Source organism: Saccharothrix sp. AJ9571 (genome assembly GCF_021725495.1).
GTDB classification, from domain to species: domain Bacteria; phylum Actinomycetota; class Actinomycetes; order Mycobacteriales; family Pseudonocardiaceae; genus Amycolatopsis; species Amycolatopsis magusensis.
The window spans coordinates 1,289,216-1,304,910 of sequence record NZ_CP091382.1 but is presented as its reverse complement, the minus strand read 5'-3'; the positions used below and the strand labels follow the sequence as shown (position 1 = coordinate 1,304,910).

Annotated in this window: 14 protein-coding genes and 1 other RNA gene; 10 read left to right on the top strand and 5 right to left on the bottom strand. The window is 71.0% G+C overall.

All coding sequences use genetic code 11. The annotated features are described in order from the left end of the window. A complete protein-coding gene (locus L3Q67_RS05190) occupies positions 1 to 951 on the top strand; it encodes an SURF1 family protein (RefSeq protein ID WP_499188453.1) in 951 nt (316 codons plus the stop codon). Positions 952 to 1,691: 740 nt separating this feature from the next. Here the strand turns inward: L3Q67_RS05190 and L3Q67_RS05185 are convergent. After that, the gene (locus L3Q67_RS05185) at positions 1,692 to 2,642 is read right to left on the bottom strand and encodes a cobalamin biosynthesis protein CobD/CbiB (RefSeq protein ID WP_499188452.1); all 951 of its coding nucleotides are present in this window, start codon (positions 2,640 to 2,642) and stop codon (positions 1,692 to 1,694) included. Between the two features lie 102 nt (positions 2,643 to 2,744). On the opposite strand from L3Q67_RS05185, the gene L3Q67_RS05180 reads away from it, so the two are divergent. Further along, positions 2,745 to 3,242 (top strand): gluconokinase, encoded by a 498-nt coding sequence (locus L3Q67_RS05180; protein WP_499188451.1) that lies wholly within the window; start codon positions 2,745 to 2,747, stop codon positions 3,240 to 3,242. Here L3Q67_RS05180 and L3Q67_RS05175 read toward each other — a convergent pair. The 3 genes from L3Q67_RS05175 to L3Q67_RS05165 form a co-directional block, all read right to left on the bottom strand. Then, on the bottom strand, positions 3,222 to 6,026 hold the full coding sequence (locus tag L3Q67_RS05175) for an ATP-binding protein (protein WP_499188450.1): 2,805 nt from the start codon (positions 6,024 to 6,026) through the stop codon (positions 3,222 to 3,224). The two genes, L3Q67_RS05180 and L3Q67_RS05175, sit on opposite strands and share 21 nt — an antisense overlap. A 340-nt stretch (positions 6,027 to 6,366) precedes the next feature. Further along, entirely contained in the window at positions 6,367 to 6,687 is a 321-nt protein-coding gene (locus L3Q67_RS05170; RefSeq protein WP_499188449.1) for a zf-HC2 domain-containing protein, read from the bottom strand. A 15-nt stretch (positions 6,688 to 6,702) separates the two neighbouring features. Continuing rightward, positions 6,703 to 7,227 (bottom strand): sigma-70 family RNA polymerase sigma factor, encoded by a 525-nt coding sequence (locus L3Q67_RS05165; protein ID WP_209671102.1) that lies wholly within the window; start codon positions 7,225 to 7,227, stop codon positions 6,703 to 6,705. A gap of 286 nt (positions 7,228 to 7,513) precedes the next feature. Here L3Q67_RS05165 and L3Q67_RS05160 point away from each other — a divergent pair, with 286 nt between their 5' ends. From L3Q67_RS05160 to L3Q67_RS05135, 6 genes are all read left to right on the top strand, one after another. Next, on the top strand, positions 7,514 to 8,302 hold the full coding sequence (locus tag L3Q67_RS05160; protein WP_499188448.1) for a DUF4142 domain-containing protein: 789 nt from the start codon (positions 7,514 to 7,516) through the stop codon (positions 8,300 to 8,302). An 83-nt stretch (positions 8,303 to 8,385) separates the two neighbouring features. Next, positions 8,386 to 9,210 (top strand): ferredoxin, encoded by an 825-nt coding sequence (locus L3Q67_RS05155; RefSeq protein WP_499188447.1) that lies wholly within the window; start codon positions 8,386 to 8,388, stop codon positions 9,208 to 9,210. Next, entirely contained in the window at positions 9,210 to 10,481 is a 1,272-nt protein-coding gene (locus tag L3Q67_RS05150; protein ID WP_499188446.1) for an NAD(P)/FAD-dependent oxidoreductase, read from the top strand. Before L3Q67_RS05155 ends, L3Q67_RS05150 begins: the two co-directional genes overlap by 1 nt. A 15-nt stretch (positions 10,482 to 10,496) precedes the next feature. Further along, positions 10,497 to 11,279, top strand: coding sequence for a COG4315 family predicted lipoprotein (locus L3Q67_RS05145; RefSeq protein ID WP_499188445.1), 783 nt, complete (start codon positions 10,497 to 10,499; stop codon positions 11,277 to 11,279). 18 nt (positions 11,280 to 11,297) lie between these two features. Further along, positions 11,298 to 11,707, top strand: an RNA gene (rnpB, locus tag L3Q67_RS05140) — RNase P RNA component class A. Between the two features lie 45 nt (positions 11,708 to 11,752). Beyond that, positions 11,753 to 12,634, top strand: coding sequence for an SCO6745 family protein (locus tag L3Q67_RS05135; RefSeq protein ID WP_499188444.1), 882 nt, complete (start codon positions 11,753 to 11,755; stop codon positions 12,632 to 12,634). A 214-nt stretch (positions 12,635 to 12,848) separates the two neighbouring features. Here L3Q67_RS05135 and L3Q67_RS05130 read toward each other — a convergent pair whose 3' ends face one another. Beyond that, positions 12,849 to 14,315 carry a DUF1996 domain-containing protein gene (locus L3Q67_RS05130; RefSeq protein ID WP_499188443.1) on the bottom strand — a complete coding sequence of 489 codons (1,467 nt, stop codon included), beginning with the start codon at positions 14,313 to 14,315 and terminating at the stop codon, positions 12,849 to 12,851. 665 nt (positions 14,316 to 14,980) lie between these two features. Between L3Q67_RS05130 and L3Q67_RS05125 the strand changes: the two genes are divergently transcribed. Then, on the top strand, positions 14,981 to 15,247 hold the full coding sequence (locus L3Q67_RS05125; RefSeq protein ID WP_499188442.1) for a hypothetical protein: 267 nt from the start codon (positions 14,981 to 14,983) through the stop codon (positions 15,245 to 15,247). Between the two features lie 7 nt (positions 15,248 to 15,254). Continuing rightward, positions 15,255 to 15,692: a hypothetical protein gene (locus L3Q67_RS05120; protein ID WP_499188441.1), complete on the top strand. Its 438-nt coding sequence runs from the start codon at positions 15,255 to 15,257 to the stop codon at positions 15,690 to 15,692. Positions 15,693 to 15,695: the final 3 nt, after the last annotated feature.

Sequence of the window (15,695 nt, the reverse complement as noted above, 5' to 3'; positions counted from 1 at the left end):
GTGCGGTTCAAGTTCCTGCTCAGGCCGAGCTGGCTGGCGTTGACGCTGGTGGTGTTCGCGTTCGCCGCCACCTGCTACACGCTGCTGGCGCCCTGGCAGTTCAGCCGCGACAGCGAGCGCGAGACGCAGAACGTCGCGTTGCAGGAGTCGTTCACCGCGGAACCGCGTTCGGTGGAGGCCGTGCTGCCCGGCGGGGCCGCGCCGACCGAGGACACGCAGTGGGACCGGGTGACGTTCACCGGCACCTATGTGGCGGACGCCGAGGTGATCGCGCGGCTGCGGACCGTACTGGGTGAGCCCGCGTTCGAGGTGCTGACGCCGATGCGGACCACCGACGGGCAGATCGTGCTGGTGGACCGGGGCGTGGTCCGGCCGGACGACCGCACACGGGTCCCGGCCTACGCGGCGCCGCCCGCCGCGCCGGTCACCGTGGTCGCGCGGGTGCGCATCGACGAGACGGACCCGAAGGCGCGGGACGCCTTCGCGGACGAGTCCACGGATGGGCGGCTGCACAGCTACACGGTCGATTCGCGGGTGGTCGCGCGGGCGACCGGGCTGCCGATCCGGCCGGGGTACTTCCAGCTGGACGAGAACCAGCCGGGTGGGCTCGAACCGCTGCCGCTGCCGAAACTGGAGGCGGGACCGTTCTTCTCGTACGCGCTGCAGTGGATCGCTTTCGGGACCATGGCGGTGCTGGGGTGGCTGTACTTCACCGTGCGGGAGCTGAAGCCGGGGGGCGCGCTGGCCGGGGATCCGCGCTCGGGCTCCTCGGATCGCCGGAAAACGGTTGCCCAGATGTTGGCCGAAGACGACGACGAAGAAACCTTCGGTACCCCCTCACCCCCCACGGCAACCAACTCCCCAGTAGCCCCCCATCCGGCCCATCCCCCACCCAGCACGCCCACCGCCACCCGGCCCACCAGCTACCCCCAACCAGCCCATCCGAAGTAACCCCCGAACCCCACGTTCACACACCCGAACCCCACACTCAGGCACCCGAACCCCACGTTCGCGCGCCGAGTCCCACACTCGCGCATCCGAACCCCACGTTCAGGCAGCCCAACCCCACGCCCGGGATGCCGAGTCCCACACTCAGGCGGTCGAGTCCCACGTAGGGGCAGCCGAACCCCGCGTTCGCGAAGCCGAGTTCCACGCCCGAGCAGCCGAGTTCCACGTTGAGGCAGCTGAACCCCACGTTCGGGCAGCCGAGTTCCACACTCGGGCGGCCGAGCCCCACGCTCCGGAAGCCGAGTTCCACGTTCAGGCAGGTGAATCCCGCATTCGGGCGGCTGAGTCCTGCGTTCAGGCAGCCGAGTTCCACACTCGGCGAGTGAGCCTTTGGCGAGGGAGCCTCGAGCCCCAGCCTGTGCTGGCGAGCTCGGACTGCCCCGAACGTGGAACTTGCCTGCCTGAGTGTGGAACTCGGCTGCTGGAGCGTCGAACTCGGCTGCACGAGTGTGGGGTTCGGGCGCCTGAATGTGGGACTCGCGTGCCCGAACGTGGGACTCAGGCTTCTGAACGTGGGGTTCGGCTGCTGGAACGTTGAACTCGGCTGCCCAGCGTGGGACTCGGCTGCCTGGATGCGGGCTCGCTCGTCTGAACGTGGAAGTCAGGCTCCCGAACGTGGAACTCGGCTGCCTGAACGTGGAGTTCGGCTGCACGAGGGTGGGGTTCGGTTGTACGAGGGTGGGTTAGGGGTGGCGGCGGTGGCGTAGGCCGATTAGGAGGGCGAGGAGGGCGGAGGTGAGGCCGGCCAGCCAGCCGACCACGCGCGAGAGTTCGACGGCTCGGGTGACGTGGCCGGCGTCCGGGTTGCGGCCGTCGCCCAGGACCGGGAGTTCTTCGACGCCGTGGGGGTAGACCGTCCGGCCGCCGAGGCGGATTTCCAGTGCGCCGGCGAAGGCGGCTTCGACCCGGCCCGCGTTCGGGCTCGGGTGGGCGGAGGCATCCCGCTGCCACGCCCGCCACGCACCCGCGGCCGAGCCGCCCACGACCGGCGCGCCGCTGACGGTCAGCGCGGCGGCCAGCCGCGTCGGCAGCAGGTTGATCAGCTCGTCCAGCCGGACCACGACCCAGCCGAACCGCTGGTTCCTCGACGGCGAAGAGTTCATCCGCCGCAGCACCTTCACCGCCCGCGCCCCCAGCAACCCCGGCGCTCCCGCGACCGCGCCCCAGAACAGGGGCGACACCACGGCGTCCGAAGTGCCCTCCGCGACCGTCTCCACCGAAGCCCGCGAAAGCGCGATGACGGTCAGCCCGTCCGTGTCCCGCGGGTCCAATTCGGACAGGGTGTCGCGCGCGGAGTCCAGCCTGCCGGTCTCCAGGTCGCGCGCCAGTTCGGTGCCGTCGATCGCCAGCGCCGCGCCGCCGAGCACGGCCCACGTGGTGATCGCCGTGCCGGTCGCCTGCAGCACCGGGCTGCGGCGGCCCGCGCGCTCGGTCAGCACGCCGAGCACCACCGCGCCCCCGGCCAGCAGGCCGGCGTGCACCGCGCCCGGCACCGGGTGGTCGGCGTAGATCCGCTTTTCCAGCGCCCGCGCCACGCGGGCGAACCCGGCGACCGGACGGCCGTCTTTCGGGTGCCCGACGATGCCGTCCGCGGCCACCCCCAGCAACAGTCCGATCGCGCGCCCCGCGCTCACCCCTGGCTCCCGTTCGCCTGGCCCCATGTCACCTGTGTTGAACGCCCAGATTACTGCGCGGGTTGCCAGCCCCTTCGAGCCGCCTGTGGGAACATGCCCGACATGACGGTCGTGGTCGTGATGGGCGTGTCCGGGTCTGGCAAAACCACCGTGGGCACCGCGCTGGCGGAGGCGCTCGGCGTCGCCTACGCCGAGGCGGATTCGTTCCACCCGGAGGCGAACATCGAGAAGATGACCGCGGGCACCCCGCTCGACGACGAGGATCGCGGGCCCTGGCTCGAAGCCATCGCCGGCTGGATCCGCGAGCACGGGGAGACCGGCGGCGTGGTCACCTCGTCGGCGTTGAAGCGGCGGTACCGCGACGTGCTCCGCGGCGGTGGCGACGTGTGGTTCGTGCACCTGAACGGCCCGCGCGAGGTCATCGCGCAGCGGCTGGCCGGGCGGTCGGGCCACTTCATGCCGCCGTCGCTGCTGGACTCGCAGTTCGCCGACCTCGAACCGCTGGGCGCCGACGAGCGGGGCCAGGTGCTCGACATCACCGAGCCGCCGGCCGTGCTCGTCCGGAAAGCACTGGACGAGCTAGCCGGGGAACGCCGCTGACAGGTCGCCGCGGCCCGAGATCCCGAGCTTGCGGTACGCGCCGGACAGGTGCAGCTCCACCGTCCGCCTGGTCAGGTGCAGCGCGTCGGCGATCTGCCGGTTCGTCAGCCCCTGCACCGCCATCGCCGCGACCCGGTTCTCCTGCTTGGTGAGCCCGTGCGTGCTGGTCTTCGTCTCGCTCAGCGCCGACTCGCACGCCCGCAGCTCGCGCCCGGCCAGCCTCGACAGCGGTTCCGCCGCGCACTGCGCGGTCAGGTCCACCGCCCGCCGCAGCTGGGGCACCGCCTTCTCCGGGTGCCCGCGCCGCCGCAGCAGCGAGCCCAGCTCGTACAGCGCCTCGGCCAGTCGCAGTTTCGCCGGTGACGCCGACAGCGACTCGATCGCCGACCGCAGGGCGTGCTCGGCGTCGTCACCGTCGTCGCCCGCGATGCCGACCGCCAGCAACGCCGTGCCGACCACGCGCGGGGTGCCCCACAGCTTCGACAGCCGCAGGTTCTCCGCGGCCAGTTCGGCGGCCTGATCACGGTCGCCGAGCAGCAGGTGCGCGCGCACGGCCTGCTCGCGCCAGGCGAGCACGGCCGGGTTGATCAGCCCGCGCTCTTCGAGTCGCTTCCCGCAGTCGAGCAGGTCGTCCAGCGCGCCCTGGCCGTCGCCCGCGGCCAGCCGGAGCTTGCCGCGCGAGAACAGCAGGTAGGCGTCGGAGAACAGTTCGCCGACGGTGACGTGCGACAGCATCGCGGTCGCCTCGTCCAGCCTGCCGAGGTCGACCAGGACCTCGGCGTGCCAGGCGAGGCACAGCGTGGCCATCGGGCAGTCATCCGCCGCGCCGGAGTCGAGGAACATCCGCACCGGCGAGGCGAAGAACGTGCGGGCCTTCGGAAGGTCACCGAGCAGGTGAATGGCCATGCCGTGGGCCAGTGACGCGGCGATGCCCTTGCGCAGGTGGTAGTCGTGCGGCTCGCGCATGCCTTCGACGAGCCTGCGGAACCGCTCGGCGTGCTCCGGCTCGTCCGCCAGCGCCGCGCTGAACAGGGCGAACACGTACGGCTGGCCGAACGCCGGTATCGAGTCGCCGTCGAGCGCCTCGGCCGCGTACCGCAGGAAGTCGGCGTGGGAACCGGCCTCCCTGGCGTGCGCGACCGCGACCAGCAGCGCGTGGATGCGCCGCAGCTGGTCGTTCTCGGGGATCTCCGCGCGCAGGTCGTCGAAGACCCGCTGCGCGCACGCCGACGGGTGCCGCGAGCCACCGGCCGCGGCGAGGTAGGTGGTGTAGCGCAGGCGCTGGGCCACTTCGCGCTGGGCGGAGCCGAGCCGGGCGATCACCTCGGTGGCCACCGAGATGGCCAGCCGGTTCGCCGCGTCGCCGCAGGACCCGAGCACCATCGTCTCGGCGACCTCCGCCGCCGCACCGGGGTCTTCGGCCATGGCCAGCGCGTCACGCAGGCGTGCCCGCCCGGCGGAGCGGTCCAGGCCGAACTCCACGTGCCCGAGTTCCAGCTGCACGGCCAGCCGCCGGTCCGGCGGCAGCCGCTCGTCGAGCGCGCGGCGCAGGCAGGCACCGGCCAGGTCGGGGTTCTTCTGGTGCACCGCGCGCCGGGCGGCCCGGCGCAGCACCTCCACGCCCCACGGCAGCCGGATCGGGCCCGCTTCCAGCAGGTGCGCGGCGACCCGCTCGTCCGGGACGCCCGCGTCGAACAGCAGGCGGGCGGCGGTGGCGTGGCTGGCGGCCTGCTCGGCGACGCACATGTCATCGAGCACGCCGTTGCGCACGTAGGAATAGGTGAACTCCGGGGGATAGCTGTCGGCCAGCACGTGCAGCCGGACCAGCGTGTCCACCGCTCGCAGGGTCGCGCGCGGGGACAACCCGGCCAGCGCGCCGACGGCTTCGAGCGTGGCGTCTTCGCCGAGCACGGCCACCGCGCGTGCCACGTCGGTGGTGCCGGGCAGGCCGCGCAACCGCACGCGCAGGATCTCGCCGATCAGCGGCACGGAGACCGCGCGGACCTGCTCGGCGGTCAGCTCACCGATCTTGTGCGTCCGGTGCTGCAGGGTGCTGAGCAGCGAACGCAGCAGGTACGGGTTGCCGCCGGTGACCTCGCGGCAGGCCGCGGCGAACCCGGCGTCCTGCCGTCCGGTCGCCGCGCGCACCAGGCCTGCCACCCCGGGCAGGTCGAGCCCGCCCAGGTCGATGACCTCGGGCGTGGTGCCGGTCAGCTCCGGCAGGGAGATCTCGCTGAGCGGGGCGAGCCCGCGGTTCGCGGTGGTGGCGATGACCACGCGGTGCCCGGTCAGCCGGGGCCGGGCGTAGGCCAGGCAGCGCATCGACCAGGCGTCGGCCAGGTGCACGTCGTCGACGGCGAGGAACAGCGGGCGGCGGGCCGCGGCGGTCCGGACCAGCAACTGGAAGGACTCGAGCGCGTCGAACTCGGAGTTCGAGCGGACCGGGGCGGGCAGTGCGGCGGTGCCGTCGCTGTCGATGACCTCGAGCAGCGCGTCGGAAAGCTGGTGCAGGATGCCGCCTGCCAGGCGGACCTCCAGGCGGGCGCCGCGTGCGATGGCCACGGTGAAGCCCTGCGCCCGCGCGCGGCGGGCGGCGGCGTCGAGCAGCGCGGTCTTGCCGCCACCGAACTCGCCGAAGACCATGACGTGCGACTCGAGGCCTTCTCCGGCGCGCGCGAGGAGGCCGCCGATGGTGTCCAGCTCCTTTTCGCGGCCGAAGAACGGCCCGGCGCCCACCAGCTCGGCTGGTCTTCGGGCAGGCGCCAGCGCGGAAGACGTTGTCACGTGTAGCTCTCCGATCCGCGACACCTCGGCCGCTCTCGGTATCCCCTACGGAGTGAACGCGCGTGGGACCCGGAGAATGCACCATTCTCTCGTGGGTTGTCCAGGCCACCGAGGGTGACCAGCGGAGGTACCGAAGGGCCGATCGCCCAACTCTCCGTGTTTTCTACGGTGCCTACCGTAGAGACCCGCGGGCCGAACGGCGGCAGAATTGACCCAACCTCAGTAGTGCCGGTCACCCAGGGTGCACCGGCCGGACCCGTCGAGATGGTGGTAACCCGCATGGCGCCAGGCAGCCAGGAGAGCGCGGCGCGGCCCGGTGCGGCCGCGGTCGCCGGCCCGGTCACCTTCCCACCAGCAGCAGCACCCGGCGCAGCCGAGACCGGCACGACAGCAGTCGCCGCCGCAACGGCACCGCCGGGGGCTCGTCGGCTGCTTCCGGGGTCCGCTGGTGGGGGATGGTGTCCAGCAGCGGGTTGAGCATGCCGCTCTCCGCCGCGTCGTGGAGCAGGCCGAAGAGCCCCGCCCGGTGGTAGTCCGTCAGCTCCCCCTGGCAGCGCCGGCACCGCGAGAGGTGCCGCTCGAATTTCCTGGCCCCGCTCTCGTCCAGCGCGTCCATTGCGTACGCCGCGAGCGCGGAATGCCGTGAATTCAGCACATCCATAACCTCACGGTCCCCTCAGCTCCACTCCTGCAGTGCATTCCTGATCAGCCGCATGGACTTGTGCAGCCGCGATTTCACGGTGCCTTCGGGAACCTGCAGAATTTTGGCGGCCTCCCGCACGGTGTGACCTTTCACATACGTTTGATAAATGGCCGCCCGCTGCTCGTTGCTGAGCCTGCTGATGACGTCGACAATCACCATGACCGAAAGCGATTGATCGGTCTCGTCCGGACACCCCGCCATTTCTGGACGAAGTAGTTCGACTTCCTGTGGACGGGCCTGCCGCGAGCGCCAGCCGTCGATGACGATGCGCCGCGCGACGGTCAGCAACCAGCCCCTGAGCATGCCGGGTTCCCTGGTCAGCGTGGCGGAGTTCTGCCAGGCGCGGATCAGCGTCTCCTGGACGACGTCTTCCGTCCACTGCCGATCATAATTGGTCAGTCGGAGCACATGGCTGAAAAGTCTGTCGCGGAACTGGTGATACAGCATCGTCACCAGTTCTTCGTCGGGACCGTTTCGGGTCATTCCGGTAATTTCCATGAAGCGACCTGCCTCCCTGAAGGCGAGGTGAAAGAGTTCGTTACCGCGGCGCGTCGAATGCGGAGTCGGGGGAATCCGATCGCGCTCGGGCGGTGCGATCACAATACTGCATCATCTGGAAGTGAACCAGGTTCACATCCGTATTTCCGACAGGAACAGAGCGTAACCGGATGTGATCCAGGTCACACCATTTTGGTGAACTGCGGACCGAACCAGGTGGTGATCACTGCCGTACCTGGTGGTGAATCCCCCGAAACGCACGAACCTTTCCCCCGAAGGGCATGCCATGGCCAACCCCGCGGTACCCCCCGGCCCGCGCCGGCTGCTTTCCCTGCTCGCGGTGTGCCTGCTGAGCGTGGCCTCTCTGCTGTGTGGTGCTTCCCTCGCCTCGGCGCAGGGCGAACTGAGCCCGAGCGACGAGGAGATCCTGGTCAAGGTGCGGCTGGCCGGACTGTGGGAGGGCCCGATCAGCCAGCTGATGTCCGAGCGCTCGACCAACCCCAAGGTCAAGGACGTCGGCAAGCACCTGTCCGAGGAGCACGCGGTGCTCGACGGCGAGGTGCAGAAGACCGCCGCGCAGGTGGGTGTCAGCCTGCCCAGCCAGCCGACCGCGCAGCAGCAGGGCTGGATGGACGAGATCTCCGGCAAGACCGGCGCCGACGCCGACCGCACCTACGTCAACCTCGCCCGCGCCGCGCACGGCACGGTCTTCCCGCTGGTCTCCACCGTGCGCGCGACCACCAAGAACGACGCGGTCCGCTCCTTCGCGCAGAAGGCGGTGAACGCGGTGATGCGCCACATGACCCTGCTGGAGAGCACCGGGCTGGCCCGCGCCGACTCGCTGACCAGCGCGCCTGCCCAGTCCGCCGCCCCGGCCGCCGCCCAGGGCCAGCAGGCGGGCGTGGCGGGCAGCCGGCCGGTGACCAGCGCCGCCGTGCAGAACACCGGTGACGAACTGGGCTTCGGCAGCGTGGTGCTCGGCGTGCTGGCCGGACTGGTGGCCATCGCCGCCACGCTCGGCCTGGTGCGCTGGTTCGGCGCCTACCGCCGCGGCTCCCGCCACGCCGGCGACTAAGCCCACCACCGCCCTCACGGAGAACTCGCCGCCCGCTACCGAAGGCGCAGACCGAGTTCTCCCGATCCGGAGGCAGACACTCCATGCCCGACCCCCTGCTCCTGCAGGTCGCCACTTCCCCGCACGACGCCGGTGTCCGCGAGATGGCAGCCCTGTCCGCGAGGATGTCCTACGTCGCGATGTGCCTGACGCTGTGCTGGGGCGTGCTCACCGCCACCGGCTGGGTGCGCCGGCTCACCGGCCACCACGCCCTGCGCGGCGGCCACCAGATGCTGGCCTCGTTCACCATCGCCACCGGCGTCACGCACGCGGCCGCGTTCTCCTTCCTCGACGACATCGACTTCGGCCTGACCAAGATCCTGGTCCCGTTCGCCGACGGCGGCCTGGCGCGGCACGCGCTGGGCATCCTCGGCCTGGAGCTGATGGTCGCCATCGCGCTGACCGCCGGGCTGCACCGCACGGTGAAGTACCTGAACTGGCTGCGGTTCCACCAACTGGCCTACCCGGCGGTGGCGATGACCGTGGTGCACGCCTGGTTCGGCGCCGCGGCCAACGGGAACCTCGCCCTGCTGTGGCTCGGCGGCATCACCCTGCTGGCACCGGCGCTCACGCTCAGCGTGCTGCGCCTGATGCCCCCGAAGCACCTGGTCCGCATCGGCCTGCTCGACGCCCCGCCGGTGGGCCCCGCGAAACCCGGCAAGGCCGTGGTGATGCGGGTCAGCGTGGACAACCAGCGCTGCCGCCGCTACGGCATCTGCCAGGCGGAGGCGCCCGACGTCTTCCAGCTCCGCGAGGACGGCCGCCTGCGCTACACCCGCAATCCCAACGCCGCGCAGAACGACCAGGCGCAGGCCGCCGCCCGCGCCTGCCCGATGCGCGCCATCCAACTCCAGGGGGTCGATCAGTGATGAGAGCCAGACAATCCGCCGAGCGCATCGTCATCGCCGGTGCCGGCCTGGCCGGGCTGCGCGCCGCCGAGCGCCTGCGCGAACTGCGGTTCGACGGCGAGATCGTGCTCATCGGCAGCGAGCCGCTGCGGCCGTACCACCGGCCCGCGCTGTCCAAGGGCTTCCTCAGCGGCGCGATGAGCCCCGGTGACCTGCGGTTGCAGCAGTACCAGGAGCTCGACGCGGTCTGGCGGCTCGACACCACCGCGCTGCACCTGCAGCCGCGGCGGCGGGTGGTGCACCTGCCCGGCGGTGAGCAGATGAGCTACGACGGGCTGATCATCGCCACCGGGGTCGAGCCCAAGCGCGCGGCGAACATCCCGCACGGCCACCCGCGCGTGGTGGTCATGCGCACGCTGTCCGACGCGCAGCGGCTGCAGAAGAACCTGGCGGGCACGCGTGGCCCGGTCGCGGTGATCGGCGGTGGGTTCACCGGCTGCGAGATCGCTTCCAGCCTGCGTGAGATGGACCGCGAGGTGACCATCATCGGCCGGTCGAAGAACCTGATGGGCAACGTGCTCGGCGAGGACCTCGGGGAGCGGCTGACCCAGCTCCACCGCGACCACGGCGTCCGGCTGGCGCTGGGCGCCTCGATCCAGGACTGGCTGCCCGGCCACACCGGCATGGGCATCCGGCTCTCCGACGGGCAGATGCTCGTCGCCTCCTGCGTGGTGGCGGCGGTCGGCACCGTGCCCGCGGTGTCGTGGCTGCGTGGTGCCGGGCTCCGGATCTCGGACGGGGTGGTGTGCGAATCCACCTGCCACGTCATCGGCGCGGACGACGTGGTCGCCGCCGGTGACGTCGCCCAGTGGCCCAACCTGCGCTTCGACGCGGTGCCACGGCGCGTGGAGCACTGGCTCAACGCGATCGAGATGGGCCGGGCCGCCGCGGAGAACCTGCTCGCCGGACCGGCCGCGGCCAAGCCGTTCACGCCGATGCCGCGGTTCTGGTCCGAGCAGCACGGGGTCCGCATCCAGGCCGCCGGGGTGCCGAAGCTCGGCACCGACACGGTGGCCCTCAGTCCACCCGCCGGAGGCGGCCGGACCGTGACCGGATACGTCCGGGACGGCCGCCTGCTCGGCGTGGTCGGGATGAACAGCCCGTCGGCGGTGCTGGCCTGGGCGGCGGACCTGGACCGGCAGTGCCCGGTGCCGGGCGAGCTCGAGGTGCCGGACCGGCCGGTGTTCAGCACGGGAGAGATGAGCCGGGCGAGGATCCTCGCCGGCCGGTAGACGAGGGGGACTCCAGTGTCGGCTCGACACGGCGCCGGACAGCGGCCGCGGGGCTCCGGGTCCTGGCGGGCCGCCCGCCGGGGTGCGGGCGGCCTGCGTCGCGCCACCGTGCTCTGGTTGCGCGATCTCGGCGAGCTCGGCAGGCGGGCCGGGCTCGCCACCACGGCGGGCAAGGTCGCCATGGGCGCGGTCGGTGCCCTGCTGGTGGTGGGCGCGCTGAACTGGTGGGGCGCGGACAGCGAGGACGTGCCGCAGCCGGTGGCGTCCGAAACGCTGGAGACCTCGGAAGCGCTGGTGAAGCCGCCGGAGCTGGCGTCGGACGACCCGAGCGCACCGGACATGGCGCAGCTGGACGAAGGCGTCCGCGCGCCGGAAACCGACGCCGAGGAAACCATGCCGCTGCCGCCTGCCGGGTCCGGCAAGGCGGTGAAACTGGTCGCGCGCGACGTGCCGTCGATGGGCGAGACGGTGACCGACGGCAGCGGCGCGGTGCTCTACCGGTTCGAGCGGGACCGGACCGGGCCGCCGAAGTCGCTGTGCGAAGGCGACTGCGCGAAGACCTGGCCGCCGGTGCTGACCGAGCGGCAGGCGACGGTGGAGGGGGTCGCGCCGGAGCTGGTCGGCACCGTGCGGCGGGCCGACGGCAGCTGGCAGGTCACCCTGGCCGGGCGGCCGCTGTACCGGTTCGCCGGTGACCGGACGGCCGGTGACTGGAGCGGGCACGGGCGTGATGGCCAGTGGTTCGCCGTGCGCCCGGACGGCGAGCGCAACCAGCGCGCGGCTGCCGCGGGCGGGTGAGTACCCTGGTGAGCTGGACGAGCTGGCAGGGCGGCCGCGTGATCCGTTCCCCTCGGGGAGCGGGTTTCGAGGAAAGTCCGGACTCCGCAGGGCAGGGTGGTTGCTAACGGCAACCCGGGGTGACCCGCGGGACAGTGCCACAGAAAACAGACCGCCCAGCCGTTCGCGGCTGGGTAAGGGTGAAACGGTGGTGTAAGAGACCACCAGCGTCCCGGGTGACCGGGACGGCTCGGTAAACCCCACCCGGAGCAAGGCCAAGAGGGAGCGCGAGCTCCTGCGCAGGCGATCGAGGGCGGCCCGCCCGATGCCTGCGGGTAGGCCGCTGGAGCCTGCCGGCGACGGCAGGCCGAGATGGATGGCCGCCCACCGCGGCCCCGGCTCGCCGGGGTTCGTGGGGACAGGATCCGGCTTACATGCCAGCTCGTCCTTTTCTCCGGTTCCTGGACCGGCCTACCCGGCGGTAGCCTGCGGGCATGGAACTCGCCGAGGCCAAGGAAATCGCGTACCGCTGCCACCGCGTGCTCGAGCCGCTGCACGCGATGATCTACTTCGCCCCCGAGGCGGAGGAACGCTTCACCGAGGTCGGGCTGCGGCCGGGCCGGATGGGTTACTTCGCCAGCCGGTCGGCGCCGATGGGTGCGGTCGGCCCCGGCCCGGTGGCCGCCACCTTCTTCAACTTCAACCCGGAACTGGTCGCGCGCTTCATCCCGCGCGCGTGGACGCTGGCCGACCCGCGCGAGGTGCTCGCGGCCCGCTTCGCCGCGGCGGACGCGGCACTGCGGCGGCTGCTCGGGGACGAGCTGGCCGAATCCGAAGTGGTCGCCGAAGCCGCCGAGTTGGCGCGCGAGGTCGCCGACGGCTGTGTGCCGGAAGGACGCCCGCTGTACGCCGCGCACGCGGACCTCGACTGGCCCGATGAGCCGCTGCTGGTCCTGTGGCACGCGGTGTCGCTGCTGCGCGAGTTCCGCGGTGACGGGCACATCGCCGCGCTGGTGGGGGCGGGGCTGAACGGGATCACCGCGCTGGTCACACACACCGCGACCGGGAAGGGCTTCCTGGAGCCCGCGGCGAAGAAGAGCCGGGGCTGGTCGGACGAGCAGTGGGACGCCGCCGCGGACTACCTGCGCACCGAAGGGATCCTGGACGCCGACGGGGTGCTCACCGAGCAGGGGCGTCAGCTGCGGGAGGGCATCGAGGACACCACCAACTTCTCGGCCGCCTCGCCCTGGAGCCGCTTCGGTGCCGACAAGGCGGACCGGCTGCACGAACTGGGACGGCAGCTGAGCCGCGTCGCCGTCAAGAACGGTGCCTTCCCCGGCAACGTCTTCGGCACGGGCTCCGAAAAGGCGAGCTAGGGGGTTGGTGTCACGAATGTGGCTTTGGGGGCGGATAATGCCCCCAAAGCCACATTCGTGTCCGGGGCGGGGGCCGACGCATGAAAGTGGCCCGGGGCGGCGGATGCCCCGGGCCGTACGGGAAGGCCACCGCGACCGAGTCGGGGGACGCCGCGGTGGCCTTACCGGTAACGGAGTGCTCGTGCGTGGAAGTGTCCTGACGGGGCCCTCCTTTCTACTCGTTGCAGGTGCGGCCGGAGTTGATGCAGTCCACGACCCGGTTCATGATCGCGTTCGACATCACGTTGGCGAAGTCGTCGTGGTCGGAGAAGGGGTTGTGGTCCTCCTCCGGGAAAGCGTCCACTTTGTACTGTCCGGCGAGCTGGACCTCGCGCGGGATCTCGTAGGTGAGGCTGATCCGCAGCTGCGGCACCGCGGTGAACCCGTCCTCGCACTGCCCGTTCTCGTTCGGGTAGACGATGTGGGTGCGGTGGTTCGCGCTGTCGATGTTCTCCCCGTCCCAGCAACTCGGGAAGTCGTGCACGCGCATCACGTCGCTGCCCTCGGGGCAGATCGTGTACTTGTCGATGCGAACCTGGTCCTCGAAACCGCTGCAGGTCCACGATTCCTGCGCGTTCCCCGGCCCGTTCGTCGTGACCTTCGCGTCGCCGTAGAGCACGCGGAGGAACTTCGGCATCGCTTCGACCTCGGTCACCGGGCTGCCGCGGAAGGTGATGTCGACCTTCGCCGGACGCTGGATCTCGCCCTCGTTGCCGGGCAGCTCACCATTCTCGTCCTGCGGGGGCAGTGCGGGGTCCTCTTCCTGGCCGCCACCGTTCTCGTCGCCGCCCTGACCCTGATCACCGTTCTGATCCTGATCACCCTGGTCCTGGTCACCGCCCTGGCCCTGATCGCCCTGGCCGCCCGGCTGGTCCTGACCCTGGCCTTGGTCGTCGCCCTGGCCGCCGTTCTGGTCCTGGCCGCCCTGGCCCCGGCCACGCTGGCCCTGGGCACCCTGCTCCTGAGCACCTTGCTCCTCGGCAGCCTGGCCGTCCTGCTCCTGAGCCCCGTCCTGACCGGCGGCCCCGGCATCGGCGGCGTCAGCATCGGCGGGGTCGGCCTCGGCGGCCTGCCCGTCCCCGGCCTGCCTGCCGTCCTGGTTCTGGCTGCCGCTCTGGCCCGCCTGCTCGGCTTGGGCTTCCTCGGCGTTGTCCTGCTGCTGCTCGGCTTCGCCTTCCGCCGCGTCGTCGGTGTCGATCCGGACGACCGGCCAGAAGTACGCGGACTTGTCGCCGTTGGCGCAGGTGGTCCCGGCGGCCTGCAGGCTCTGGTTGTTGGAGTCGGCGTCGGTGGACAGGTTGCCGACGTAGTCGTGCAGGTGCTGGGCACCGTTGCGGACGCCGGGCTGGGCGATGAAGTTGTCCGGGTTGAAGTGGCCGTTCTCGTTGCGGCCGCAGTCCACGGTGAACGTGCCGCTGGACGCGCCCTCCTGGGCTTCCGGCTCGTTGACGTTCGGCTCGACGGTGGTGATGTCGACGAACTGGCTCTGGTCGGGGTTGTCGGCACTGGCCTGCGGGGGTGAGCCCGTCGTGGTGAAGACGGCCAGCGCACCGACCGTGAGCACCGCCAGGCCGAGGCCTCCGGTGGTCAGTTTGGCTTTGCGGGAAACGCGGTGCCTTCCCTCGTAGCTGTCTCGGGCCATCGACTGTGTCACCTCATGTTCGGCGGAAGTGGGTCCTGGGGGCGCGCCGCTCGGGGATACGGCCGTTCCGCGCGCGGTGGACTGAAACGAGGCCTGTTCGTTATCCTGCTGTTATAAACTCATCGCCGCAGCTAGGCGGCCGGAGCAAGATCACCGAGAAGGGCGCCGGATGACCGAAAGTGAGGGAAAGCGAGCCGTCTCGGTCGCGCGCGGAACGTTGTCGCTGTTCGAACGGGTGAGCCCGCAAATGTGAAGTCCTGGTGAAGCGTGTTCACGCCATGGAGGCCGCAGAAGGGACCGAACGGGGCATGCCACACTGTTCCCGGCGCGATCCGCCACCCAACTCGGCCACCCGGAGTAGCCAAAATCCTCGCCTGTGAGTGAGTCGATTCGCACACTAGGAAATCCGGGTGGACTGGGTTAATCCTGGACGTCCCGGCAACGATGATGGAGGGGATGGGTATCGGTGAGAGTGGTCCTCGTCCGCTGCGTGCGGGAGCGGACGTGGAGCGGGCAGATCCGCAGGGCGCCCTTTGACCCCTGCATCTCGCGGCGCCATCATGATTCTCGCGCACAGTAGTAGGTTCGGCACGTTCGGCGATCACGGTGGGCCGGCGGACCCGGGCCCGTCCCGGCCACGTCCCGCTGTACTCAGGAGTTAAGCGATGACCACCATGACCCTCGCGGCCCTGGCCCAGGATGGCGAACTGGGCACCAAGGGTGTGCGCGACTGGATGATCGAGAACATCATCCCCCTTGTCCTGCTGGCCGTCGCACTGCTGCTGCTCTGGCTGGGTGGTGGCAAGGGTGACAACGCCGGCGTCATGAAGCGCCTGGCCGGGGTGGTGATCGCGCTGGCGATCATCGGCCTCGCGGTCAGCGGCCTCGGCGTGGACGTCGGCGAATGGATCGCCGGCTTGTTCACGGGCTGAGGCACCCGTGCGCATCCGAACCGACGACGAGGTCTACCGCGTCGACGCAGTCTGGCTCGGCCCGCCGAAGGCGACTTTCCCCTGGCGGGCGCGTTATGTGGCCTGGGCGGTCGGAATCCCGGTCTTCCTCGTGGTGCTCACCATCGAACGCCAGCTCGGCTTCGGTTTCGGCTTCTTCTCGACAGCGTGGGCGTTCGTCGCCACCATCGTGATCACGCGGCTGATCACGGCCAAGATCAGCCACGAACGCCCGCTCAGTGCCGTGCTCACCATGTGGGTGCGGGAACTGAACACACCACGTGAGCGCAGCACCGGCAACGGTGGTGCGGTCAGCGCGAGCAAGGTCCGGGTGCGGGCCGAACGGCCCCGGCCCCGGGGTGCTCGCGGACGAGCCAGCAGCACCCGAGCGCGTCGCGGCGGCACCCACGCCGTGACGGGGAGGTAGTCG